This window comes from Streptomyces sp. NPDC002926 (assembly GCF_053591755.1).
On the sequence record NZ_JBSFUK010000009.1, the window covers coordinates 26,666 to 49,827 of the forward strand.

The window sequence follows — 23,162 nt, forward strand, 5'->3', positions numbered from 1 at the left end:
TCCGATCCACAGGGCGGGTGCCGTTACCCGGCGGGACTCAGTTCTTCGGGTCGTCCGTCACCGGGATCTTCTCGGTGCGTGGTGCGGGCGGCACCACGCCGTTCACCGCGCCGCTCACAGCGCTCGGGCCACCGTTCTGGCCACCGTTGTGGTTCATGCCCGACAGCAGCTGGCGTGCCAGACCCAGACCCGTACCGCCCATGGTGAGTGCCTTCGCGAACATGTCCGACATCCCGTCGGCCCCGTTCAGCAGGATCATGTGATCCACATTGCTGAACGCTCCGGCGCCCGCCTCGACGATCTCCGGCCACTTCTCGGCCAGTTGCTGCGCGACGACGGCTTCCTGGTTCTCGGCGAGCGCGGCCGCACGTGCCTTGATGGCATCGGCCTCCGCCAGACCTTTGGCCTTCACCGCCGCGGCCACCGCCAGCCCGCGCGCCTGGTTCGCCGCGGCCTCCGCCTCACCGGTCACCCGGGTCGCCGTGGCCTTCGCCGCGCTCGCCAGCTCGGTCTCCTTCGCCGCCGCCTGCGCCGCGGAGATACGGGCGTCGCGCTCGCCCTCGGCCAGCGTCCGCTTCTCGTACGCCGCGGCGTCCGCGGGCTTGCGCACATCCGCCTGGAGCTGCTGCTCGCGACGGTGCGCCTCCAGCTCGGCGACCCGGGTCATCTCGACCACGACCTGCTGACGCGCGGCCGCGTCCGCGAGCGGGCCGGCCTGCTTCGCCTTCGCCGACGCCTTGTCACGCTCCGCCTGATAGCCGGCCTGCAGGATCTCGCTGTCCCTGGTCGCCTCCGACATCCGGGCCGCGGCCTGCTGCTCGGCCTCTGTGGCCCGCCGGTTCGCCTCCGCCTGTGCGATGCGGGCGTCCCGCTGCACCGCGGCGGCGTGCGGTGCCGCGAGATTCTTGATGTAACCGGTCGGGTCCTCGATCTCGTGGATCTGCAGCGAGTCCACGATCAGGCCCAGCTTCTCCATCTCGGTGCCGCACGCCGCCCGCGTCTGACCGGTCAGCTTCTCCCGGTCGCGGATCATGTCCTCGACCGTCAACCCGCCCACGATGGACCGCAGATGGCCCGCGAAGACATTGTGGACGCGCTCCGCCATCAGCTTCTGCTGATCGAGGAACCGGCGCCCGGCGTTGGCGATGGACACGAAGTCGTCACCGACCTTGAAGATGACCACCCCGCGTACCTTCAGCGGAATTCCCTGATGTGTCACGCAGTCCACGGACAGTTCGGTCTCGTTGAGGTCCAGCGACATCTTGCGTACCGCCTGGATGCCGGGCAGCACGAGCGTTCCGCGGCCGGTGACGATACGGAACCCCATGCCCTCGCCAAGACCTTCGGTCCGGTGCGTGGAGCCAGAAATGATCAGCGCTTCGTTCGGCTCGGCGACTCGCCACATGAGCTTGAACAGACCGATCAGGATGATGATGGCAGCGAGTACGAGTCCCGCCGCGACGCCGACGACCATCGGCACAGCCCCCTTCGCCCGGTGCCGTCCGGCACCGGATGACCGGGGAGTGTCCTCCTGATCGGGACGGGTCTCAACTGCCGTACGCGGACGTCACATAGACGGTGCGCGGAGGCAGATGTTCCACCACCGTCACCACCGTGCCGGTCTCTATGCGTTCCTTCGCGGAGGCCGGATAGGCGAGGAAGTGCTCGGCGCCGCCGCGGATACGGACGATGACCTCACCGACGAGCCCGGGTCCGACCGTGCCGGTCACCCGCCCGAGCAGCCCCACCATCGACTCGTCGTCCATGGTGCGGAGCCTACCCATGCGGGAGCACCACGGACCGGCCGTCGAGCGAGGTCATGAAGCCCTTCGTGACGCGGTCCTCCTCGTCCCAAGTGGCGGTGCGCAGCCGCACGGTGGTGTCCGTCGGCTGTGTTTGCCCCGGTCGGCCCCCTGATACCCGGCGGCGGCCGGCGAACCGGGGACCGGGCTCCCGGCGCGGGGCCCGGTATCCGGAGGGAGGTGACGCGGCAAGCCGTGCGACAGGTGGTGATGACTCGTGTAAACGCGGTGCGGCACTCGTTTCCGGCCATCCGCGAAATCCGGTGCGGAACTGGTCTGGAAGGATGCCGAGGGCGATGAGCCAGACACCCAAGCAGTCCGCAGAACGCCCTGTCCCCACCAGTGCCGATGTCGCCCGGCTGGCCGGAGTTTCGCGCGCCACCGTCTCGTACGTACTCAACAACACCTCGGCCGTCCGGATCAGTGAGCCCACCCGGCGGCGGGTTCGCGAGGCCGCCGAGGAACTGGGCTATGTGCCGCACGCCGCGGCCCGCAGCCTGCGCGCCGGGCACACCCGGATGGTCCTGCTGCCCACCGCCCATGTCTCGGTCAGCCCGCTCTACAACCGCTTCTTCAACGAACTGCAGTGGGCGCTGCGCCGTCTCGACTACACCGTCGTCCAGTACGGCAGCCTCGGTCTCGAGGGCGACGAGGCCGCCCGCGCCTGGGCCGAACTGAGGCCCGTCGCGGTCGTCTCGCTCGGCGAGGTCGCGCTCACCTCGCAGGGCGTCGACCTCCTCAAACGCTCCGGCGCCAAGGCCGTCATCACACTGGGACCCGAACGCGTCGAGGGCGCTCACTCCCTCGTCATGGACCAGCGGGAGATCGGCGGCTGCGCGGCCACGCATCTGATCGGCCGCGGCTGCCGCAACATCGGTGTCGTGATGCCGGAGGAACCCGGCCGCAAGCTCTTCTCCCAACCCCGGCTCCTGGGTGCGACCGAGGCCGCCACGCGGACCGGCGCCCGGATCGAGCCGCTGTCCCTGGCGTACGACGAGGCGTCGGCCGGCGCTCTCGCCGCCCGCTGGCGGCAACTGGGCCTCGACGCGGTCTACGCCTACAACGACGAGTACGCCATGCTCCTGATGCGTGCCCTCCAGGACGCGGGCATCGAGGTCCCGCGGGAGACCGCGGTGGTGGGCGCCGACGATCTGCTGCTGGGCAGGCTGTTGCGGCCGCGTCTGAGCACGGTGCAGATCGACCTGGTCACCGGTCAGCGCCTGGCCGAACTCGTCGACCGGGTCGTACGCGACCCCGGCGCCGAGCCGGAGCGGCACGATCTGATGGTGACGCGGGCCGTCCACCGCGAGTCCAGCTGACCCCGCGTGCGAGGACGTCGTCCGGTCCGCCAAGAACGACATGCGGGCCGGGCGGGGCGTGTCTAGCGTCGCTTGCATGAGTACTGATCCGCAGCGTTTCGAGATCCTGCTGGTGCCCGAGCACATCGAGGGCGACGATGTGGCATCGCTCGCCCGGAGTGCCATCCGCTCGGCGGTCGTGGCCGCGACGGGCGAGTACGGATCCTCCGGGTACCCGCGCTACGCGGGCGACGGCTTGGAGGCCGACATCGATCCGGCGACGCGCACGGTCGAGGCGCTGCTGGTGGACGGGTTCGAGCTGGACTACGGGCTCTCGGCGAGAGTTCTCGACGCGCGGGACACCTGACATCCCGCCACTGCCGGTGGCCGCGTCCCGGCGGGTTGTTCCGGCCGTTGACAAGCGGTTCCTCCGGCCGTCGACCGCGGTTCCTCCGGCCGTTGACAGCGGACAGCACCCGGCAGAGACTCGGGCGAGGCATGTGTGAACCATCGTTCACCAGGCAATAGCCGAACAGCCCGGGCACTGGGAGACATCCGATGAGCATCCGCGACGTCTACATAGTCGACGCCGTCCGCACCCCGATCGGCAAGTTCGGGGGCGCGCTCTCCTCCGTACGTCCCGACGATCTGGCGGCGCATGTCGTCAGGGCGCTGGTGGACCGTGCCCCGGAGCTGGACCCGGCCCGTATCGACGATGTGGTCTTCGGCGACGCCAACGGCGCGGGGGAGGACAACCGCGACGTCGCGCGTATGGCGGTCCTCCTCGCCGGGCTGCCCGTCTCCGTCCCCGGTGTCACCGTCAACCGCCTGTGCGGCTCGGGCCTGGAGGCCGTCATTCAAGCCGCGCGCGCGATCGCGCTCGGCGACGCGTCGATCGCGATCGCGGGCGGCGTCGAGTCGATGTCCCGCGCGCCCTGGGTGCTGCAGAAGCCCGAGCGGGCCTTCCCGGCCGGGCACCAGCAGCTGCACTCGACCACTCTGGGCTGGCGTATGACCAACCCGCGGATGCCCGCCGAGTGGACCATCCCGCTCGGCGAGAGCGCCGAACTCGTCGCCAGGAAGCACGGCATCACCCGCGAACAGCAGGACGCCTTCGCGCTCGCCAGTCACCAGAAGGCCGCCGAGGCCTGGGACAAGGGGCTGTACGACGGTGAGGTCGTCCCGTACGACGGAGTGGACCTGGCACGCGACGAGTGCATCCGCGACTCCACGTCCATGGAGGCACTTGCCAGGCTGAAGCCGTCCTTCTGTGCGGACGGCGCGGTGACGGCGGGCAACTCCTCGCCGCTCAACGACGGGGCCGCCGCCCTGCTGCTCGTCGACGAGGAGGGGCTGCGCGCGACCGGCCGCGAGCCGCTCGCCAGGATCCGTACGTCCGCCGTCACCGGTATCGAGCCGCAGCTCTTCGGCCTCGGCCCGGTCGAGGCGGTGCACCGGGCGCTGGCCAAGGCCGGCGCGTCCTTCGCCGACCTGACCACCTTTGAGCTGAACGAGGCCTTCGCCGCCCAGTCGCTCGGCTGCCTCGCCGAATGGCCGGAGCTGGACCCGTCCCTGGTCAACCCGCGCGGCGGCGCCATCGCCATCGGCCACCCGCTGGGCGCCTCTGGCGCGCGACTGGCCGGCTCCGTCGCCCATCAGCTCGCGGCCGCGGGTTCCGGAACCGGCCTCGCCGCCCTCTGCATCGGCGTGGGCCAAGGTCTCGCCCTGGTCCTCGAGCGCTGAGCCGGACCCTGTCAGGCCTCGGCAGAGGGCTCCGTCTCGGCAGTGGCGGGCTTCGCCTCTTCGATCGTCTTGCGGACCTCGTCCATGTCCAGCGCGCGCGCCTGGCCGATCACGTCCTCGAGTGCGGCCTCGGGCAGCGCGCCGGGCTGGGCGAAGACCGCGACATTGTCACGAACGATCATCAGGGTGGGGATGGAGCGGATCTCGAAAGCGGCGGCGAGCTCCTGCTGAGCCTCCGTGTCGACCTTCGCGAACACCAGGTCGGTGTGGCGCTCCGAAGCACCTTCGTAGACAGGGGCGAACTGTCGGCAAGGACCACACCAGGAAGCCCAGAAGTCGATCAGAATGAAGTCGCTGTCGGTTACGACCTGATCGAAGTTTTCCTTGGTGAGCTCAACAGTGCTCATGACGTGCTACCTCTTCCTGATGTCCGACGGACTCGCCCCGACAACGATGCCCAGGGCCGTGCTATTCCTCCTCTGCCCATGTGGCCAGGAGGCACACCCGGCACCAGACTGGCTCTATGACTGAACCTGTGGAGTACGACGTTGTGGTCGTGGGCAGCGGCCCCGCCGGGGAGAACGTTGCGGACCGGGTCAGGGCGGCAGGACTGAGTGCCGCGGTCGTGGAGAGCGAGCTCGTCGGTGGCGAGTGCTCGTACTGGGCGTGCATGCCGAGCAAGGCGCTGTTGCGCCCGGTGATCACCCGCGCCGACGCGCGCAAGGTCCCGGGCGTGCGTCAGGCCGTACAGGGACCGCTCGACGCGGAAGCCGTTCTCGCCCACCGTGACGAGGAGACCTCCCACTGGAAGGACGACGGCCAGGTCAACTGGATGGACTCGATCGGCGCCCGCCTCTACCGCGGACAGGGCCGGCTGAACGGACCGAAGAAGGTCGTCGTGGAGGGTCCCGAGGGCGAGCACCATGTGCTGACCGCCCGGCATGCCGTCGCCGTGGCCACCGGCAGCCGCGCCGTCCTGCCCGACATCCCGGGCCTGGCCGGCGCCAAGGCCTGGACCAGCCGCGAGGCGACCAGCGCCCAGCGCGTGCCGACGCGGCTCGCGGTCGTCGGCGGGGGAGTGGTCGGAGTGGAGATGGCCACCGCCTGGCAGGCACTCGGCTCGCGGATCACCATGCTGGTGCGCGGCGGGGGCCTGCTGCCCCGGATGGAACCCTTCGTCGGCGAGCATGTGGCCGACGCGCTGACCGAGGCCGGCGCCCAGATCCGTACACGGACCTCCGTCGCCTCCGTGGAACGTTCCGACGGCTCCGGCCCCGTCACCCTCGTCCTGGACGGCGGTGAACGGATCGAGGCCGACGAGGTGCTCTTCGCGACCGGCCGCGCTCCGCGCACGGAGGACCTCGGCCTGGAGACAGTGGGCCTGGAGCCGGGCTCATGGCTGCCCGTCGACGACAGCTGCCTCGTCGACGGCAGCAACTGGCTGTACGCGGTCGGTGATGTGAACCACCGGGCGCTCCTCACCCACCAGGGCAAGTACCAGGCCCGTATCGCGGGAGCCGCCATCGAGGCCAGGGCCCGGAAGGTTCCGCTGCTGGAGACGGACCGCTGGGGTGCGCACGCCGCGACCGCCGACCGGTCGGCGGTCCCGCAGGTCGTCTTCACCGACCCGGAGGCCGCCGCCGTGGGTCTCTCGTACGCCGAGGCCGAGGCCTCCGGCCACCGGGTACGCGCCGTCGACTACGACATCGCATCGGTCGCCGGGGCGGGCCTGTACGTCGACGGCTACCGCGGCCGTGCTCGGATGGTCGTCGACCTGGACCGCGAGATCCTGCTCGGCGTCACCTTCGTGGGTCCGGGAGTCGGGGAGCTGCTGCACTCGGCGACGGTGGCGGTCGCGGGCGAGGTACCGATCGACCGGCTGTGGCACGCCGTACCCGCGTACCCGACGATCAGCGAGGTCTGGCTGCGGCTGCTGGAGACGTACCGCGGCTGAGCCCGTTGCCCCGCAAGACAAGACCGCGCGGTACGTCCTGAACGGGCTGTTCACGGCCCTTCGTTCCGCTGGAGACACGCCGGCACCGAGACCGGCGTTCAGACCGGCACCGACACCGGCCTTCAGACCGGCACTGAGGCACCGGCATGGGCGGGTGCGTGGCCCTCGAGCCTGCGCAGCCGCTCGGTGTCGCAGGTTCGCGGGCAGGTGCCGCACGCCTCGGCAGGGCGGATCGAGTAGTAGAGACAGCAGCCGACACGGGTCCGGGTGGGATACGACTGCCCTTCCCGGCCCGTCAGCCGACGGAAGCCGGCGCCGCCGGGGAACGGCGCCACGGGTCCCGGAAGCAACTCGCCGGCTGCCCGCACGGCACGCTCCTCCTCGTCCAGCATGCGGCCGAGGTACCAGATGCCGGAGACCAGGTCGTCGCCGACCATGCCCCACAGCGCCCGCGGCCCGCGCCGCGCCTGCGGGCCGATCGCGGCGAGCAGCTGCCGTACGTGGTCGGCGACCGCGGAGCGCAACTCCGCCCGCAGCGCTTCCTCGTGTGCCAGTACCCGGGCCCCGGGGAGAGAGGCCGCCGGGTCGTCGGGGAGGCAGGCGAAGCCGCCGGGGACAATGCCGAACGCTCCGGTGGTGAGGCTGATCCGGACGTCGCGCGGGCGGATCCGCGGCACACGCCGCTCCAGGTACCAAGGGCCGCTCATCAACAGGCAGACGGACCACAGGTAGTCGTGCAGCGCACGCGACGCGGTGACATCCCGCCGAGCCGTGTGTCCGTGACGTTCCTGGATACGCCGAGCCTCGGCGTCGAGAAAAGCGTCGAGGAATTCCGGACGCTCCGCCAGTTCGGCGCCGTCGGCCCACCCTTGGGCGGCCGGCGAGGAGGGGGATACGACGTCCACGCTCAACGCCTCGCAGAGCGCGGTAAGCCCCCGGTAGGTCGAGGCGAGCAGGGCGGAGCAGCTCACGGCGGGTCCGGCCAGGGGAAACGCCGGGGCCAGGGTCACGGGGTACTCCTCAACACCAAGAGCGGACACAGAGATCACAGGGGAGGCCACATGGAAATAAGGCAAGGCTCACCTTAACCACAATGAAGTGCTTGACTGTGAACCGGGGGCGCGTGGCGACGAATTGACAGAGTTAGGTATGCCTAACTTAGGCTCTCCGTCGTGTCCCGGAAGAATGGGTCACCTTCTCGGCCGGTCCCACCTTGTGCGCGGAAGTGATCCCCTCATGCAGCTGTACCTGCTTGCCCTCAACCCGACCGACTCGGTCACCGAGGGATTCCTCCCCGCCGCCCGCCGGCTCGGCCTCGACATCACCCTGCTCACCGACCAGCCCGAGGCGCACCGGACCGCCTACCCGGACACCGAGCTCCTCGAGTGCGACGTGCGCGACTTCCGCGCGGTCATCACCCGGATCTCGGCCCACCGCCCGCCGGACGCCGTCTTCAGCAACAGCGACCATCTGCAAACCCAGACCGCCCTGACCGCCGACTACTTCGGCCTCCCCGCCAAGAGCTGGCAGGCCGCGCTGCGCACCAAGGACAAGGCGGAGATGCGCCGCCGCCTCGCCGCAACCGGCCAGGACACGGTCCGGTCGGTGGAACTCGCCGCCGGACAGGACCCGGTCACCGCCCTGGCCGCCCTCGATCTGCCGTACCCGTGCGTCATCAAGCCGCGCGAGGGTGTGGCCAGCGAGGACGTCGTCCTGGTCGAGGGGCCTGGAGACCTTGTGCTGCGGTGCAAGGAGATCCGGGAACACCGGCCGGGAGCAGCCCTGGTGGTGGAGGAGTACCTGCCCGGCGAGCTGTACACCCTGGAGACACTCGGCGACGGCCGTGTCCTTCATGTGCTGGGCGGCTTCCATACCGAGCTGTCCCCACCGCCGTACTTCATAGAGGAGCGCTTGACCTACGTTCCGGCCCACCCGGAGCCCGTCGTCGCGCAGGTCCTTGCCCAGCTGGACGCACTCGGCGTCGGATTCGGCGCCTGCCACACCGAGTTCGTGATGCACGAAGGACGCGCGCGCATCATCGAGGTCAACTACCGCGCCATCGGGGATCAGTGCGACCTGCTCCTCGCCCGGCTGCTGGACATACCGCTCTTCGAGCACATCCTCCGTACGCATCTGGGCGTGCCGCTGCCGGCGGACCTGGGGGCACGGACCGGTGGCGCGGCGCGGCTCGACTACCCGTGCGCCCAGCGCTCCGGAACACTCACGGCCGCACCCGCCGCGACCGAACTGAGGATCGGCGACGTACAGTTGACCTACCGGCCGCTGCGCCGGACCGGTGAACGGCACGAGCTCCACCGCACCAACCGCGATCTCCTCGGCGTCGTCCGGGCCATCGGCGGCGATCAGAAGACCGTGGACCGCGCCGTGACCGACTTCGTCTCCGCCCACCGCTGGGAGATCACCCCGTGACGGTGACGAACACAGTCGCCGGCCCGGCCGAGAGGGAACTCCTCCTTCGTCTGCTCAGCGCCCTGCTGCGCGAGGACGTCGTCGGCCTGCGCAGCCGCTCCACCGCGCTGGAGCACCCGGACGGGGCCTGGCTGCGTCTGGAGACCGCGGACGGGGACGCGCTCGAGCTGCCCATTCGTGAGGACGGATTCCAGTACGAGACCGGCGCCCGGCTGCCCCTGCTGCGCCGGGAGTCCGACGGCGTGGAACTGAGCACCGCCGACGGCATCCTGGCCGCCCTCGGCACGCTCGCCGATCCCGTGGACCGTGACGGTTACGACGCCCTCGCCGACGAATGCCGCCGGACGCTCGCCACCCTGCGGCTGCACGCCGTCACGCACCACGAGGTCATCGCGATGCTCGGCGCCCGGTACGGGAACGATCCCGCGGACTGGACCGGACTGGCGGGCGGACTCGCCCACGACACCCTCGCCGCCCGCCTCGACCACCCCGTCTACCCCACGGCGCGTGGCCGCCTGGGACTCGAGGCGCCACAACTGCACGCGTACGCACCGGAGTTCCACCCCCGATTCGCCCTGCGTTGGATCACCCTCCCCAAGGACGCGGTCACCGCACAAGGCGTGAACGGCGGCGGCGCTGACCCGGCCGGCCCATGGCCCACACCTTCGGCGCTCGGTCTGCCGGACCTCGACGACAGCCACGTCGCCCTCCCTGTCCATCCGCTGACCGTGGGCGAACCGCTGCGGCAGGCACTGCGCGCCACCGGACTCGACAGCAGGGCGGTGCTGTCCGAGCGTCCGTACCTTCAGGCCCTGCCGACCCTGTCGATGCGGACCGTGGCCCTGGTTGACCATCCCCGCACCCATCTCAAACTTCCCCTGGACACAGCCACGTTGGGCATGCGCAACCGCCGCACGATCAAGCCCGGCACACTCGTCGACGGCGCGGCGGTACAGCGCCTGCTGCAGACCGTGATCGCTCGCGAGCCCCGCTTCCGGGACCGCATCCTGCTCGCCGACGAGAGCCGGTTCGCCCACGCCGGTCATGAACTCCTCGCGGTACTGGTCCGGCGCTGGCCGGCCGGTCTGGACGACGCGGTCGTCGTGCCGATGGCGGCCCTGCTGAGCGAAGCCCCCGGCGGGCGGCTGCTGATCGACCATCTCGCCGACCGTTTCCACGGCGGCCTGCCACTCGCCCTTCTCGACGACGTACTCAGCCTGCTCTTCGACTGGCAGACAACGCTCTTCGGGTACGGGATCGCCCTGGAGTCCCACCAGCAGAACATCTCGCTGGTGCTGGACGAGCACGAGGGCCGCACCCGGCTCAGACTGCTGCTCAAGGACAACGACGGACCGCGCATCAACACCGTCCGGATGCGCGCCGCCCTCGGCGCGGACGCGCCCGATCCGTCCGAGTTCGACGACACGCGGATCTTCGGTGACAAGGACGCGCCGGTCGTCGATCTGTTCACCACCATCACGGTCCATCTCTGCGCGGGGGCGTATGCCTTCGGACTCGCCCGCCATGGCCGCGCCCCGCTCGACCGGCTGCTGAGTCTCGTACGCGACCGGCTCGGTGAGGCCGTGGCGCGGCTCGGGACCCGGCCGGGACAGCCCGGCGCCGTACTGCGCGAACACGTCCTGGACGCGGCGCGCCTGCCGGTCAAGGCGATGGTGACCGCGGGCACGCTGCTCACCAAGGAGCGCTCGGGGGCGTCCGACATCAACAAGCACTACACCACCGGTCCCAACTACCTGTTGCGGGAGGTGTGAGGGGCGATGCCCGGCACACAACACACCTGCCGCCCGCCGCATCCGCCGGAGCCATTGATGTCACTGCCGATGGGCACTGCCGCCCCCCATCCCGCCGCCCGGACCGGGCTGCCCGGCGCCGACGACGCCGTGGCCCACACCCTCCTCAACTGTCTTCTCCGCGAGGTCTGCGGCCCCGAGCACGAGACGGCCGTCATCGACGGCCATCTGCTGCTGCGCCTGCGACGCCGCGGGGTGCTGCTGAGGGTGGCCCTGCGCCGTACGTCCCTCATCGGAGCGCACCGCTTCATGGGCCCGGTCGCCGAACAGACCCGCACCGGCTGGTCCGAGCTCGGCTGGCGCCGCCTCGCCGAGTACACGCATGCCGAGCTCACGCTCCGTACCGGCGCGCGCAACGACGAATTCCTGGCCCAGGTCGACGCGAGCCATCAGGGCGTCCGTGCCGCCCTGGCCGCGCCGCGTCCCGCCCTCGACGGTGGCCGGCTCGCCACCTACCTGGCGTCCGAGCAGTCCCTCAGACTCGGCCACCGCTTCCACCCCACCCCGAAGGCCCGCAGCGGCGACCCGGCCCTCTGGTCCGCCTACGCCCCTGAAGCCGCGGCGGCCTTCCCCCTCCTCATGCTCGCCGTACGTGAGCATCTGACCGTCCAGGAGGCGGCCGAACCAGGCGCCACCGACCCGCTGGACCGGTTGCACCCGGTGCCCGAGGGATACCGGTTGCTGCCCGCACACCCCTGGCAGTACGAACTGCTCCACGGGCACCCGTCGCTGCGGGCGGCCATCGCCCGGCGCGACATCCTCGACCTGGGACGCGGCCGAAGCCTGTTCACCGCCACCGCGTCCGTGCGCACCCTGTACGACGGCGAGACCTTCCTGAAGTTCAGCCTCAACGTCCGCATCACCAACTGCCTGCGCAAGAACGCCAGTTACGAACTGGCAGGCGCGGTTGCCCTCACCCGCCTGCTCGGACCGGCCCTCGCGGAGCTGGCCACCCGCTTCCCCGGCAGCGGCGTGCTCCGCGAGCCCGCCTACCGCAGCCTCGCCATCCCCGGCCCGGACGGCCGGCCCGACCTCACTCTCCTCGAAGGCTTCGGCGTGATCGTCCGCGAAGGGCTCGACGGCCATCTCCGGCCCGGCACGACACCTCTGCTGGCGGCCGCCATCGCCGACGAGTACCCCACGGGCCCCGCCCAGGTCTCCCGGCTTCTTGCGGACTCGGACCCCGGCAGCGCCCTGAGATGGTGGCGGGACTACCTGGCGCTGCTCCTCCCGCCCGTCCTGGCCGCCTACTTCGACCACGGTCTCGTCCTCGAACCGCATCTTCAGAACGTCGTCGTCTGCGTCGACGCCGACGGCAGACCCGCCAAGGTGCTCTTCCGTGATCTGGAAGGCACCAAACTCCTCCCCGAGCACCACGCCGAGACCCTCGCCGCGCTGCCGCCCGAGGTCGCGGGCCCGCTGACGTACGACGCCGAGCGCGGCTGGGACCGAGTCGTCTACTGCCTCGTGGTGAATCACGTATCCGACATGCTCGCCGCGCTCGCCGATCTGCACCCGCACACCGAACCCGAGCTGTGGGCCCAGGTCCGCCGGGCGCTCCAGGAGTACGCGGACGAGCACGGCTGCCCGGCCCGCCTCGGCGCCCTGCTGGCCGGCGCGCCACTGCCCGCCAAGGCCAATCTGCTCACCCGCTGGGAGCGCACGGCCGACCGCGAGGCGGGCTATGTCCGTCTTCCTTCCCCGTTCGCCGAGGACGTGTTGTCCAGAGCGGCCCGCACCGACGACGTCCGGAGTGCCCGATGACCGCCCCCACCGAACCGGTGCGCGACCGGGCCCTGTCGCTCCCGGCCCAGAGTCTGCCCGCCTATCTGTACGACCTCGGCGCCTTGCGCGAGCATGCCGCGTCCATCCGGTCGGCGCTGCCCGGTCGGGTCGAGCTGTACTACGCCGCCAAGGCCAACCCGGAACCGGAGATCCTGGCCGCACTCGGCCCGTATGTGGACGGCTATGAGGTCTCGTCGGGCGGCGAACTCGCCCATGTCGCCAAGGCTGTTCCGGGGCGTCGGCTGGCCTTCGGCGGCCCGGGGAAGACGCCTGCCGAGATCGTCGCGGCGCTGGACATGGGCGTGGAACGCTTCCATGTCGAGAGCGCGTACGAGCTCCGCATGCTGGCGGAGCTCGCTTCCCGGCGGGCTTGTGACGTGCCCGTCCGAGTCCTGCTGCGCTTCAACCTTCCGCTGGCCGGCGGTTCGTTGGAGGCAAGCGCCCTGTCCATGGGCGGCCGGCCGACGCCGTTCGGTCTCGACCCGTCCCAGGCGGACGACGCGGTCCGCCTCCTCACCGACGGCAGCTGCCCACACCTCGAGCTGCTCGGCATCCACGCCCACCTGGCCAGCGGCCTTCAGGCCCCGCAGCAGCTCGCCGCCGCCGAGTCCATCGTGACCTGGGCCACGAACCTCGCCGCCCGCCACCGCATCGACCTGCGCGAGGTGAACGTCGGCGGCGGCATGACCGTCGACTACACCGACCCCGACGCCCGATTCGACTGGGCGGCCTACGGCGCGGGCCTCGCCCGCCTCACCGCCGCCCACCCCGGCCTGACGCTGCGCATCGAGCCGGGCCGCGCGCTGACCGCGTACTGCGGCTGGTACGCCACCGAGGTGCTCGACGTGAAGCCGAGCCACGGCGAGGAGTTCGCGGTCGTCCGGGGCGGCACACACCATCTGCGTACCCCGGCGACGAAGGGCCACGACCAGCCCTGCGCGGTGCTTTCGGTGGACGACTGGCCGCACCCCTGGCCGCGGGCCGCGGCCCGGCAGGAGCTGGTCACTCTGGCCGGCCAGCTCTGCACGCCCAAGGACGTCCTGGCCCGCCGGGTACCGGCGGCGGGGCTTCGGGCCGGTGACCGTGTGGTGTTCGCGCTGGCCGGGGCGTACGCGTGGAACATCTCGCACCACGACTTCCTGATGCATCCACGGCCGGGCTTCCACTTCCTGGATGCCTGAGCGCCGCCGGGGGCGGCCGCGGCACGATGATCGCGATCATGCATGCTGGCCGGGTGACCGTGCTCTCCGGCTTCCTGCCCATCTGGGCGATCACCGCCGTCGGTTGGGCCGCCGGCCGGTTCGATGTGCTCGGCGCTCAGGCGCAGCACGTGCTGGGGCGGTTCGCCTTCGCGTTCGCCATGCCGGCGCTGCTGTTCCTGACACTCTCCAGGGCGCGGGTGTCCGATCTCGCCGGTCCGGGTGTGGTGGTGTTCGCCGCCAGCCTGCTCATCGTCTTCGCGCTCGGCCTGGTGCTCGGCCGGTGGGTGTTCCGGCGGCGCCAGGCCGACCGTGCCATAGGCGCGATGGCGGGGGCCTATGTCAACTCGGCCAATCTGGGCATCCCCGTGGCCGTGCATGTCCTGAACGACGCCTCGTTCTTCATCGCCGCGGCGCTGTTCCAGACGCTGTTCATCACGCCACTGATCCTGGTCCTCATAGATCTCGACGTACGGCGCGGGGCGCGCGACCGATGGGGCCGCATCCTGCAGCTGCCTGTGCGCAACCCCATCATCGCGGCGTCCGCCGCCGGGGTGACTGTCGCGGCCCTCGGCTGGCGACTGCCGGCCGGGGTGACCGCGCCGGTCCAGATGCTCGGCGGCGCGGCCGTGCCCGCCGCCCTGTTCGCACTCGGCATGTCTCTCAACGCACCGGCGACGCGGCCCGACGCGGCAGGCCGTACCGAACGGCGCGTGCTGGTCGCGCTCAAGATCGCGGTCCAGCCCGTGCTCGCCTACGCGCTCGCCCGTTGGGCGTTCGGTCTCGGTGGGCACGAGCTGTTCGCGGTGGTGCTGTGCGCGGGCCTGCCGACGGCACAGAACGCGTTCATCTTCGCGTCCGAGTACCGGCTCAACACCGACCTCGCCAGGGACACTGTCCTGCTGTCCACGCTGCTGTCCATGGGTTCCCTGTCGCTGATCGCCTGGCTGCTCGCCTGACCCGGGACCGCTAGTGGGCGTCGGTCCCCGGCACCGGATCCCCGGACATGGCCGCGGCCAGCCGCAGATGCGGCGCGGCGTCATCGGCGCGCCCCTGACGCTCCAGCGTGCGGCCCAGCATCAGCCGCGCGTAGTGCTCCACCGGGCTGAGCTCCAGTACGGCGCGCAGCTCGGCCTCGGCCCTGCGCAGCTGCGCGGAGTGGTAGTAGGCACGGGCGAGCAGCAGCCGCGGCGCGATCTGCTCCGGCGCCTCGTCGACGAGACCGCCGAGGATGCGGACCGCCGTGACGTACTCCTTGGCCTCGAAGAACAGCTGTGCGCGGTCCCACCGCTCGGCGGCGGTGCCGAACTCGTAGTAAGTGTCGTTCACTTGTCCTCCTTCTCAAGGACTCGGCCTGCTTCCTGCGGTCTTCTCAACATTCGCCGGTGGTTGAATATTCCACTATCGTTTCCGGGCGTGGAGGGCTGACGGCTCGCGCCCGTACAGGAATAGGTTGAGCGCCATGAGCAATCTCGATCGTCAGGCCGCCCTCTCCGTCTGCGGCGGTCGTGGCTTCGTCGTCGCCGAACCCGTTCGCGAACTCCTCAGCCCGCGCCACGTCCAGCTCGGCGAATCAACCGTGGTCCGCAGACTGCTGCCCAACCTCGGCCGCCGCATGGTGGGAGCCTGGGCCTTCGTCGACCACTACGGCCCCGACGACATCGCCGACGAGCCCGGCATGCAGGTCCCGCCCCACCCGCACATGGGACTCCAGACCGTGAGCTGGCTCCACGAGGGCGAGGTGCTGCACCGTGACAGCACCGGCAGCCTGGCGACGATCCGTCCGCGCGAACTCGGCCTGATGACCTCCGGCCGGGCTATCAGCCACTCCGAGGAAAGCCCCAAGCCGCACGCCCGGTTTCTGCACGGAGCCCAGCTCTGGGTCGCACTCCCCGGCGCCGAACGGAACGTCGAGCCGCATTTCCAGCACCACACGGACCTGCCGACCGTCAGCGGCCCCGGTCTGACCGCCACCGTCATCCTCGGTCGGCTCGACGGTGCCGTCTCGCCCGGCACCACCTACACCCCGCTCGTCGGCGCCGACCTGGCGCTCGCCCGGGGCGCCGCGACGACCCTGCCGCTTGACCCCGACTTCGAGTACGCCGTGCTCGCCATGTCCGGCGAGGCCCATGTCGACGGGGTGCCCGTGCTGCCCGGTTCGATGCTCTACCTCGGCTGCGGCCGCACCGAACTCCCCCTGCGCGCCGAATCCGACGCGGGTCTGATGCTTCTCGGCGGTGAGCCCTTCGAGGAGGAGATCGTCATGTGGTGGAACTTCGTGGGCCGTTCGCACGAGGAGATCGAGCAGGCCCGCTCGGACTGGATGACCGGCTTCCGGTTCGGCGAGGTGAAGGGGTACGACGGCGACCGGCTGTCTGCTCCCGAACTGCCGCCGGTGGCGCTGAAACCGCGAGGCAGGGTGCGCTGAACTGCGTACACGCCATGAGGTGTCGTGCTCGGACCCCCTGGCAACGTGGGGCGATGCCAGGGGGTCTCGGCGGGTGTCTCGTGACCGCGGAGCCGTGCGGGCATCGCCCCGATCACCGATGTGGCCGAGTGGGTGAGAGAACTCAGCACGAGCGCCTATCGCCCATGCCACCACCTTGCCAGGGGGCTCCACCAGCGCCGCCGGGCCATGTTCGCGGATCCGATTTCCCCCGCCGCGGATGTCGGCGCCGGAGCGACCGATGGCGACGGGACCGGGTGTGTGTTCCCTTCGCTGCCTCCAGACCGTTCAGCGGGACTGATCCGGGGGAAGCGGACGGGCAGGGCAGTCAGAGCTCGGTGGAAGGGTCCCTGTCGCCACCTCAACTCCCCTGCGGGAATCGCCAGTTCAATGTCGGGGAGCCGGTCGAGGAGCTTCTCCAGGGCGACCGCGGCGATCAACCGGGCGGGGCTTTTCGCCGGACAGGTGTGCGGGCCCGCGCTCCACGCGAGGTGCGCGCGGTTGCCTGACCGGCGGTCGCCGGCGAGGCCGGTGTCGGTGTTCGAGGCGGCCAGGCTGATCAGAATGGGCTCGCCCTCGCACACGAGGGTTCCGTCGAGCTCCAAGTCGTGGATCGGGTAGTGGATGGCGTAGTTCGCGATCGGCGGGTCGGTCCACAGCACCTCGTCGATGGCGTCCTCGACGGGCAGGCTGCCGCCTGCGAGATCACCGCCGAACCGGTCGTCGGACAGCAGCAGCCGCAGCCCGTTGCAGATCAGGTTCTGCTGGGGCTCGGTGCCCGCGCCCATGAGGACGACCAGTTGATGCATCATCTCCTCGTCGGTGAGCTGCGCGGGATGGGCCATCAGCCAGGACGTGACGTCCGGCCCCGGCTGACTCCGCTTGAGTGCGACCAGCTCGGCGACGCCCTCGGTCAGCACCGCGTTCGCCTTCTCGGAGTCGGCGTCGGCGTCGAAGATCCCGGACATGCCCTCGACCAGCTTGTCCCCGGTCCGGGGCGGGCAGCCGAAGAGCTGGTTGAAGACCAGCAGGGGCAGGACGGCACCGTACTCGCTGAGCAGATCCGCTCGCCCGTTGGGCCCGATCCGGTCGATCAGAGTGTCGGCGCTGTGCTCCACGTAGCCCCTCAGCGCGTTGGGGTCCACGCGGCCGAGGCTGTCGGTGATGGCGCCGCGCAGCCGGCTGTGCTCGTCCCCGTCGGTCCACAGGGCGTTCGGCCGGTACATCATCATCGGCACGACCGGGCTGTCCGCCGGCACCGTCCCGTCGGCGAGGGCCCGCCATCGGCGTGGGTCCTTGGAGAAGCGCTCCGGACTGCGCAGCACCTCCAGAGCGGTCTCGTAGCCGGTGACCAGACTGGCGCGTACGCCGGGTGCTATTTCCACGGGCGCGACGGAGCCGTAGGCGCGCAGTCGGGTGTACGACGCCATGGGGTCGGCGGCGAACTCCGGGCCGTACAGCGGCTCAACCGTGCGCGCACCGGCGTGCGCCGGGCAGCCGGGAGGAGGTACCGCGTCGCTCGCGGGCCCAGATGTCGTCATCCTTGCTCCTGATGGGTGCGGGTCTGGAGGTACTCGATGAGGGAGATCAGCGCTTTCGCGGAGGACGTGGCTTCCCGCGCGTCGCATGTGACCATGGGGGTTTCCGGGAGCAGGTCGAGAGCCTCGCGGATCTCCGCCTCGGGAAAGAGCGGCGCGCCGTCGAACTGGTTGACGGCGACCGCGTACGGCAAGCCGTGCTCTTCCAGCAGACCCATGATGTCGAAGGACTGGTCGAGCCTTCGGGTGTCCGTCAGCACCAGTGCGCCGAGCGCTCCGTACAGCATGTCCTTCCACAGCTGGGTGAAGCGCTTCTGCCCGGGGGCGCCGAAGAGATAGAGCACCAGGGAGTCACTGAGGGTGAGGCGGCCGAAGTCCATGGCCACGGTCGTCGTGGTCTTGTTCGGGATCCCCGCAAGGTCGTCGACGAGTTCGCCGGCCTGCGTCATCGTTTCTTCGGTGCGCAGCGGCCGGATCTCGGAGAGGGTGCCGACGAACGTGGTCTTTCCGACGGCGAAGTGGCCGACGACGAGGATCTTGACGGCGGTCGTGACCGTGTCCGCGACATAGACCGGGTCAGAAACGGGAGCGGAGCCCATTCAGCACCTCCTGCAGGAGTTGGGCGTCGGGCAGTTGTGCCTTGGGCACGGGAGGCCGGACGGTGACATGACCGCTGTCGACGAGGTCGCTGAGCAGAACCTTGGTGACGCTCATCGCCAGATTGAGGTGGCCGGCCACTTCGGCGACCGACAGCGCTCCTCCTCGGCACAGTTCCATGACAACGCGTTTCTCCGGGCTCAGCTCGTTCAGAGGACGGTTGTTCCCAGCGGTCACCAGCGTGACGAGGTCCAGTGTGTTGCGCGTCGGATGGGCGCGGCCCTCCGTGACGACGTACGGCCTTACGAGTCCTTTGTCACGCCGGGGGCGTGGCGGGGTCATGCCGTACCGGAGTCGTCTGGCCCGCCGGGTACGGAGTTCCGCCGGGGCGGACTGGTCAGCTCCTTGCCCAGCCGGTCGACGAGCTTGTGCATGCTGTAGGTGACGGCTTCCATATCGACGTCCTGGCCGGCGGAGACCGCCAGATAGGCGCCGGTGCCGGCGGCCACCAGAAAGACGTACCCGTCGACGAACTCGACCAGTGTCTGCTGCCACGGCGTAGTCTCCTGTGCGCAGAACTCGGCGGTACTACGGCTGATCGACTGCAGTCCGGACAACGCCGCGGCCTGCCGTTCCGCCTCGTCGCGCTTGATGCCCTGGGAGTGGGCGCGGAGCATGCCGTCCGCAGAGAGCAGGATCGCGTGGCGGGCTTCCGGGACCTTCAGGACCTCATCGAGCATCCATCCGAGCTCGTTGGTCAAATGGCCGGTCATTCCTGGGTATTCCCTTCGCTGTCGGGGGAGGTGTCGCGGCCGGAGCGGGTGCCGCGGGCGAACGCGCTCATACGGGAGGCGGTCTCGGCGGCGGGGCGGACCAACGCGGGATCGGAGCGGGCCGGGGCCTCGGGGTCGCCGGATGCCTGGTGCTGCGCCGTACGTCGGCGGCGCTTGGGCAGGCCTCCCGCGGTGGACGACGGTGCTGCCTCCGCTTCGGGGAAGGGCGACGATTCGGCGGCCGCCGGGGGGAGGGCAGGTGCCTCGGCGGCACCGGTCCGGACCGCTGCGTCCCCGACGGTTTCGGCCTCGGGCACACCGGGGGAGGCCGGCTCCGGGGCGGGCGGCGTCCCGGCCCCCAGCAGGGGGATCGGCGGGCCCTTGAAACGCACCCGGTTGAGGAGCGGGTTGGGGAGAAAGAGCACGGCCCGCACACCGCCGTACGGAGACACCGTGTCGACCGAGACACGGAAGCCGTACCGGGCGGCGAGTACGCCGATGACAGCGAACCCGAACTGCGGCGGGTCGCCGAGCCGGTTGATGTCGATGTCCTCCCGGCCGGACAGGCGCCGCGCGGCTTCCTCGGTCTCGCGCGCGTCCATGCCGACGCCGGCGTCGTCGACGACGATGCTGACGCCGTTGTGGGCGGGCTGGATGCCGACCTCGACACTGGTGTTGGGCTGGGAGTGCCGCGCCGCGTTGTCCAGCAGCTCGGCAACCGCGAGGACGACCGGCTCGACGGCTCGGCTCACCACGTCCATGTCGACCCGGGAGTGCAGCTTGACGCGTCGATAGTCCCGGATCCTCGACGTGGCACCGCGTACGACGTCGAGCAGCGGTGACGCGTCCCGCTGCCGTCCGGGCCATGAGCCGCAGAGCACGGCGATGGCCTGTGCCCTCCGGCCGAACTGCGAGTTGGCGTGGTCGATCTCCAGGAGATCCTGGAGCACATCGGGGTCGTCGTGCCGGTCCTGCATGTTCGAGATCGACAGCTGCTGCTCGTTGGCCAAGGCCTGCAAGGCGCGCATCGTCGCCTTCAGCGTCGCCCTCGCCGACTTGTCCGCCCGGGACTGTGCGGTTTCGGCGACCCCGGTGAACTGCTCGACGATCTTCAGCAGGTTCTTGCCGTATGTCGTTCCGGCGAGATCGCCGTCGACCGGTCCGGGCACGAGTGCGGTGCCCTGAGGTGCCTCGACCAGAGCGGGAAGCCGGACTTCGGCGAGGTGCCGGGCCTCCTCTTCACGGGCGAGCAGGCCGGCTTCGTTGAGCGTCAGCCTACGGCGCAGGGTGGCGGCGATCCGGTGCTGGCGTACCAGCAGCAACGCTCCGGCGAGCGTGACCGCGACAAGGCACCAGAACGCCGCCTCCGGTATGTGTTGTGTCATCAGGTCCTCATGAAGGGGGCGGCAGGCCCGGAGGAAGCGGGACACGCAGAAACCGGCTCTGAGGACCCATCGGATTTCGATCGGCCCGGGCCGGACGCGGCACCGTGGCGTTGGTGATGCCAGGGATCACCCACGTCCACCAAGGGGCGTTGGAGTGCCTGATCATCCTAGGTCCGACGGGAGGCTTCAAGCTCTGCACGGGAACAAATGGAGTTCGACAAGGCGCTACCACCTGGTAACTGTCCGTTACGCTCGGTATGTCGGAGACTTTCGAGACTTGGGGTGGTGTTTCAGCAGCGATTTCAGTGCCCAAGGCACCCCCGGGCACATCGGCCCGCGGGGGCGGGCACGGTGGGCTCGGGAGGGTCCGGTACGAGTTCCGGCGCTGTGGGCGTCCGCGCCGTGAGTCCATGGATGCGGTACGGGCGGTCGCCGAGCCCAGACGGCGCGAGATTCTTCGCCCGGTCCGGGACGCAGAGCTGTCCGCGGGTGAGATCGCCGAGCGGTTCGACGTCACCTTCGGAGCGGTCTCGCAGCATCTCAAGGTGCTCAGGGACTCCGGTCTGGTTACGCTGCGCCAGGACGGCAAGAAACGCTTCTACCGGGCCGACCGTGAGGGCATGGGCCCGCTCGCCGACTACCTGCAGTCCATGTGGGCCACCAAGATCGACGCTCTCGCCGAACTGGCGGCGAGACCGTGTTCTCCTTCTTCACCGACCGGGAGAAGTGGCTGTCCTGGATGGGCCGGGACGGCGACTTCACCCGTGACGGCGCCTACCGCACCAGAGTCACCGGCGAGCACATCGCCTCCGGCCGCTTCCTCGGGATCGCCCCACCCGAACGCCTGGCCTCCACCTGGGGCTGGGAGGGCGGCGACCTGGCCGTACCGCCCGGCTCGACAACGGTGGAAATCACCCTGGAACCGGTCGCCGACGGCACCCTGCTGCGCCTGATCCACCGTGGCCTGCCCTCCCCGGAGGCGTGCGCCGCGCACAGGGAGGGCTGGGTGCACTACGTGGAGCGGCTCGCGACACTCGGGGCGGGCGGGGATCCGGGTCCCGACGACTGGATGTGACCTGCGCCAACGGGCGCTGATACCACCGTGGTTGGTTGCCTCATCCTGTCTTCGGGTGGTGGCCCACCAGCTCCACGACGTGCGGAGGTTCACCGAAGCCGCGTGACCTCGCGTCGCGATGCCCATGGGCCGGAGCGGTGTGAAAGTGCCGCCCCGGCCGGTGGAGCCCGCCGTCCTCACACCACGGGAACCCGATACGTCGGTGCGGCCATCGGCTCCTCGGCGGAGCGCCGGTGGGGGATCGGCAGCTCTCCCTGCTGCACGGCAATGGTCCGCGTCGGAGCGGGAATGCTGATGCCCTCGGCACGGTATCGCCGGTGCAGCCGCTTGATGAACTCGTGCTTGATCCGGTACTGGTCACTGAACTCGCCGACCCCGAGGATCACCGTGAAGTTGATCCTGGAGTCGCCGAACGTGTGGAAACGGACCGCCGGTTCATGGTCGGGCAGTGCGCCGACGATGTCCGCCATCACGCTCTCGACAACCTCGGTGGTGACCCGCTCGACGTGGTCGAGGTCGCTGTCGTAGCCGACTCCCACCTGCACGTTGAGCGTCATCTGCTGGTCCGGCCGGTGGAAGTTGGTCATGTTGGTGCCGGACAGCTTCGTGTTGGGGATGATCACGAGGTTGCTGGAGAGCTGGCGCACCACGGTGTTGCGCCAGTTGATGTCGACGACGTAGCCCTCCTCGCCGCTGCTGAGCCTGATGTAGTCACCGGGCTGCACCGTTCTGGAAGCGAGGATGTGCACACCTGCGAAGAGGTTGGCAAGAGTGTCCTGCAGGGCCAGGGCGACTGCCAGGCCTCCCACGCCCAGCGCGGTGAGCAGCGGGGCGATCGAGACGCCCAGGGTCTCCAGTACGACGAGGAAGCCCATTGCCAGCACCACGACGCGCGTGATGTTCACGAATATGGTGGCCGATCCGGCGACACCGGATCTGGACTGCGCCACGGCCTGCACCATCCCGGCGACAATCCTCGCGGCGGTGAGGGTCGCGGCCATGATGAGCACGGCGGTGAGCGTCATGGTGACGTTGCGTCCGACCCTGGCGTTCAGCGGCAGCACCGACGCCGCGATCGCCAGCCCGCCGGTGATCGCTGCCCAGGGGGCCAGTGCCCGCAGCGCGTCAACAAGGATGTCGTCGCCGCTCCAACGCGTTCTGCCGGCCCGTTCGCCGAGCCATTTGAGGATCACGAGCAGCAGCAGGGCGGCCGCGATGCCTGCCGCCACCGCGATTCCGGCGACGATCACGTCGTGCAGCGTGAGGTCCCGGTTCACCGCTTCCCTCCCGTTGCGCGGGGAAGAGCGCGGACGGCGGGGATTGCCG

At 70.3% G+C, this 23,162-nt stretch carries 22 protein-coding genes and 1 pseudogene; 12 read left to right on the forward strand and 11 right to left on the reverse strand.

Features of this window, described 5'->3' with window-relative positions; genetic code table 11:
• Positions 1-37: 37 nt before the first annotated feature.
• Positions 38-1,474 carry a flotillin family protein gene (locus ACWDZ6_RS17055; protein WP_451503489.1) on the reverse strand — a complete coding sequence of 479 codons (1,437 nt, stop codon included), beginning with the start codon at positions 1,472-1,474 and terminating at the stop codon, positions 38-40.
• A gap of 73 nt (positions 1,475-1,547) precedes the next feature.
• Entirely contained in the window at positions 1,548-1,766 is a 219-nt protein-coding gene (locus ACWDZ6_RS17060) for a hypothetical protein (RefSeq protein ID WP_451503490.1), read from the reverse strand.
• 332 nt (positions 1,767-2,098) lie between these two features.
• Between ACWDZ6_RS17060 and ACWDZ6_RS17065 the strand changes: the two genes are divergently transcribed.
• The 3 genes from ACWDZ6_RS17065 to ACWDZ6_RS17075 all read left to right on the forward strand — a co-directional run bounded on the left by ACWDZ6_RS17065 (position 2,099) and on the right by ACWDZ6_RS17075 (position 4,843).
• A complete protein-coding gene (locus ACWDZ6_RS17065; protein ID WP_451503491.1) occupies positions 2,099-3,121 on the forward strand; it encodes a LacI family DNA-binding transcriptional regulator in 1,023 nt (340 codons plus the stop codon).
• A gap of 76 nt (positions 3,122-3,197) precedes the next feature.
• Complete coding sequence (locus ACWDZ6_RS17070) at positions 3,198-3,467, forward strand: hypothetical protein (RefSeq protein ID WP_366729715.1); 270 nt, start codon at positions 3,198-3,200, stop codon at positions 3,465-3,467.
• Between the two features lie 191 nt (positions 3,468-3,658).
• Complete coding sequence (locus ACWDZ6_RS17075; RefSeq protein WP_366729716.1) at positions 3,659-4,843, forward strand: thiolase family protein; 1,185 nt, start codon at positions 3,659-3,661, stop codon at positions 4,841-4,843.
• A gap of 11 nt (positions 4,844-4,854) precedes the next feature.
• Here ACWDZ6_RS17075 and trxA read toward each other — a convergent pair whose 3' ends face one another.
• On the reverse strand, positions 4,855-5,250 hold the full coding sequence (gene trxA, locus ACWDZ6_RS17080; RefSeq protein ID WP_451503492.1) for a thioredoxin: 396 nt from the start codon (positions 5,248-5,250) through the stop codon (positions 4,855-4,857).
• A 116-nt stretch (positions 5,251-5,366) separates the two neighbouring features.
• Here trxA and ACWDZ6_RS17085 point away from each other — a divergent pair, with 116 nt between their 5' ends.
• Positions 5,367-6,797 (forward strand): dihydrolipoyl dehydrogenase family protein, encoded by a 1,431-nt coding sequence (locus ACWDZ6_RS17085; protein ID WP_451503493.1) that lies wholly within the window; start codon positions 5,367-5,369, stop codon positions 6,795-6,797.
• 122 nt (positions 6,798-6,919) lie between these two features.
• On the opposite strand, the gene ACWDZ6_RS17090 is transcribed toward ACWDZ6_RS17085, so the two are convergent.
• Positions 6,920-7,807, reverse strand: a complete 888-nt coding sequence (locus tag ACWDZ6_RS17090; protein ID WP_451503494.1) for a (2Fe-2S)-binding protein — start codon at positions 7,805-7,807, stop codon at positions 6,920-6,922.
• A 226-nt stretch (positions 7,808-8,033) separates the two neighbouring features.
• Between ACWDZ6_RS17090 and ACWDZ6_RS17095 the strand changes: the two genes are divergently transcribed.
• From ACWDZ6_RS17095 to ACWDZ6_RS17115, 5 genes are read left to right on the forward strand one after another with little or no spacing between them, the layout of a single operon-like run.
• A complete protein-coding gene (locus ACWDZ6_RS17095) occupies positions 8,034-9,227 on the forward strand; it encodes an ATP-grasp domain-containing protein (RefSeq protein ID WP_451503495.1) in 1,194 nt (397 codons plus the stop codon).
• Positions 9,224-10,999 carry an IucA/IucC family protein gene (locus ACWDZ6_RS17100; RefSeq protein ID WP_451503496.1) on the forward strand — a complete coding sequence of 592 codons (1,776 nt, stop codon included), beginning with the start codon at positions 9,224-9,226 and terminating at the stop codon, positions 10,997-10,999. Before ACWDZ6_RS17095 ends, ACWDZ6_RS17100 begins: the two co-directional genes overlap by 4 nt.
• 57 nt (positions 11,000-11,056) lie before the next feature.
• Positions 11,057-12,802 carry an IucA/IucC family protein gene (locus ACWDZ6_RS17105; RefSeq protein WP_451503497.1) on the forward strand — a complete coding sequence of 582 codons (1,746 nt, stop codon included), beginning with the start codon at positions 11,057-11,059 and terminating at the stop codon, positions 12,800-12,802.
• Positions 12,799-14,004, forward strand: coding sequence for a type III PLP-dependent enzyme (locus ACWDZ6_RS17110; RefSeq protein ID WP_451503498.1), 1,206 nt, complete (start codon positions 12,799-12,801; stop codon positions 14,002-14,004). Before ACWDZ6_RS17105 ends, ACWDZ6_RS17110 begins: the two co-directional genes overlap by 4 nt.
• Positions 14,005-14,042: 38 nt before the next feature.
• Positions 14,043-14,981 (forward strand): AEC family transporter, encoded by a 939-nt coding sequence (locus tag ACWDZ6_RS17115; protein WP_451503499.1) that lies wholly within the window; start codon positions 14,043-14,045, stop codon positions 14,979-14,981.
• Positions 14,982-14,991: 10 nt separating this feature from the next.
• On the opposite strand, the gene ACWDZ6_RS17120 is transcribed toward ACWDZ6_RS17115, so the two are convergent.
• Positions 14,992-15,351 (reverse strand): tetratricopeptide repeat protein, encoded by a 360-nt coding sequence (locus ACWDZ6_RS17120; protein ID WP_451503500.1) that lies wholly within the window; start codon positions 15,349-15,351, stop codon positions 14,992-14,994.
• Between the two features lie 133 nt (positions 15,352-15,484).
• Between ACWDZ6_RS17120 and ACWDZ6_RS17125 the strand changes: the two genes are divergently transcribed.
• A complete protein-coding gene (locus ACWDZ6_RS17125; RefSeq protein ID WP_451503501.1) occupies positions 15,485-16,450 on the forward strand; it encodes a pirin family protein in 966 nt (321 codons plus the stop codon).
• A 155-nt stretch (positions 16,451-16,605) separates the two neighbouring features.
• On the opposite strand, the gene ACWDZ6_RS17130 is transcribed toward ACWDZ6_RS17125, so the two are convergent.
• Genes ACWDZ6_RS17130 through ACWDZ6_RS17150 form a run of 5 tightly spaced genes read right to left on the reverse strand, consistent with a single transcriptional unit; the run spans position 16,606 to position 20,761 of the window.
• A complete protein-coding gene (locus ACWDZ6_RS17130; protein ID WP_451503502.1) occupies positions 16,606-18,009 on the reverse strand; it encodes a cytochrome P450 in 1,404 nt (467 codons plus the stop codon).
• Complete coding sequence (locus ACWDZ6_RS17135) at positions 18,006-18,605, reverse strand: GTP-binding protein (protein ID WP_451503503.1); 600 nt, start codon at positions 18,603-18,605, stop codon at positions 18,006-18,008. The genes ACWDZ6_RS17130 and ACWDZ6_RS17135 overlap by 4 nt, the downstream gene beginning before the upstream one ends.
• Entirely contained in the window at positions 18,583-18,945 is a 363-nt protein-coding gene (locus tag ACWDZ6_RS17140; RefSeq protein ID WP_451503504.1) for a DUF742 domain-containing protein, read from the reverse strand. Before ACWDZ6_RS17140 ends, ACWDZ6_RS17135 begins: the two co-directional genes overlap by 23 nt.
• The gene (locus ACWDZ6_RS17145; protein WP_351445778.1) at positions 18,942-19,376 is read right to left on the reverse strand and encodes a roadblock/LC7 domain-containing protein; all 435 of its coding nucleotides are present in this window, start codon (positions 19,374-19,376) and stop codon (positions 18,942-18,944) included. Before ACWDZ6_RS17145 ends, ACWDZ6_RS17140 begins: the two co-directional genes overlap by 4 nt.
• On the reverse strand, positions 19,373-20,761 hold the full coding sequence (locus ACWDZ6_RS17150) for an ATP-binding protein (RefSeq protein ID WP_451503505.1): 1,389 nt from the start codon (positions 20,759-20,761) through the stop codon (positions 19,373-19,375). The genes ACWDZ6_RS17145 and ACWDZ6_RS17150 overlap by 4 nt, the downstream gene beginning before the upstream one ends.
• Positions 20,762-21,171: 410 nt before the next feature.
• Between ACWDZ6_RS17150 and ACWDZ6_RS17155 the strand changes: the two are divergent.
• Together ACWDZ6_RS17155 and ACWDZ6_RS17160 are read left to right on the forward strand one after the other, a co-directional pair.
• Positions 21,172-21,372: pseudogene (locus tag ACWDZ6_RS17155) on the forward strand (ArsR/SmtB family transcription factor); the annotation flags it as partial.
• Between the two features lie 86 nt (positions 21,373-21,458).
• Positions 21,459-21,836 carry an SRPBCC family protein gene (locus ACWDZ6_RS17160; RefSeq protein WP_451503506.1) on the forward strand — a complete coding sequence of 126 codons (378 nt, stop codon included), beginning with the start codon at positions 21,459-21,461 and terminating at the stop codon, positions 21,834-21,836.
• Positions 21,837-22,012: 176 nt separating this feature from the next.
• Here the strand turns inward: ACWDZ6_RS17160 and ACWDZ6_RS17165 are convergent, their stop codons facing one another.
• A complete protein-coding gene (locus ACWDZ6_RS17165; protein WP_451503507.1) occupies positions 22,013-23,113 on the reverse strand; it encodes a mechanosensitive ion channel family protein in 1,101 nt (366 codons plus the stop codon).
• Positions 23,114-23,162 lie beyond the last annotated feature (49 nt).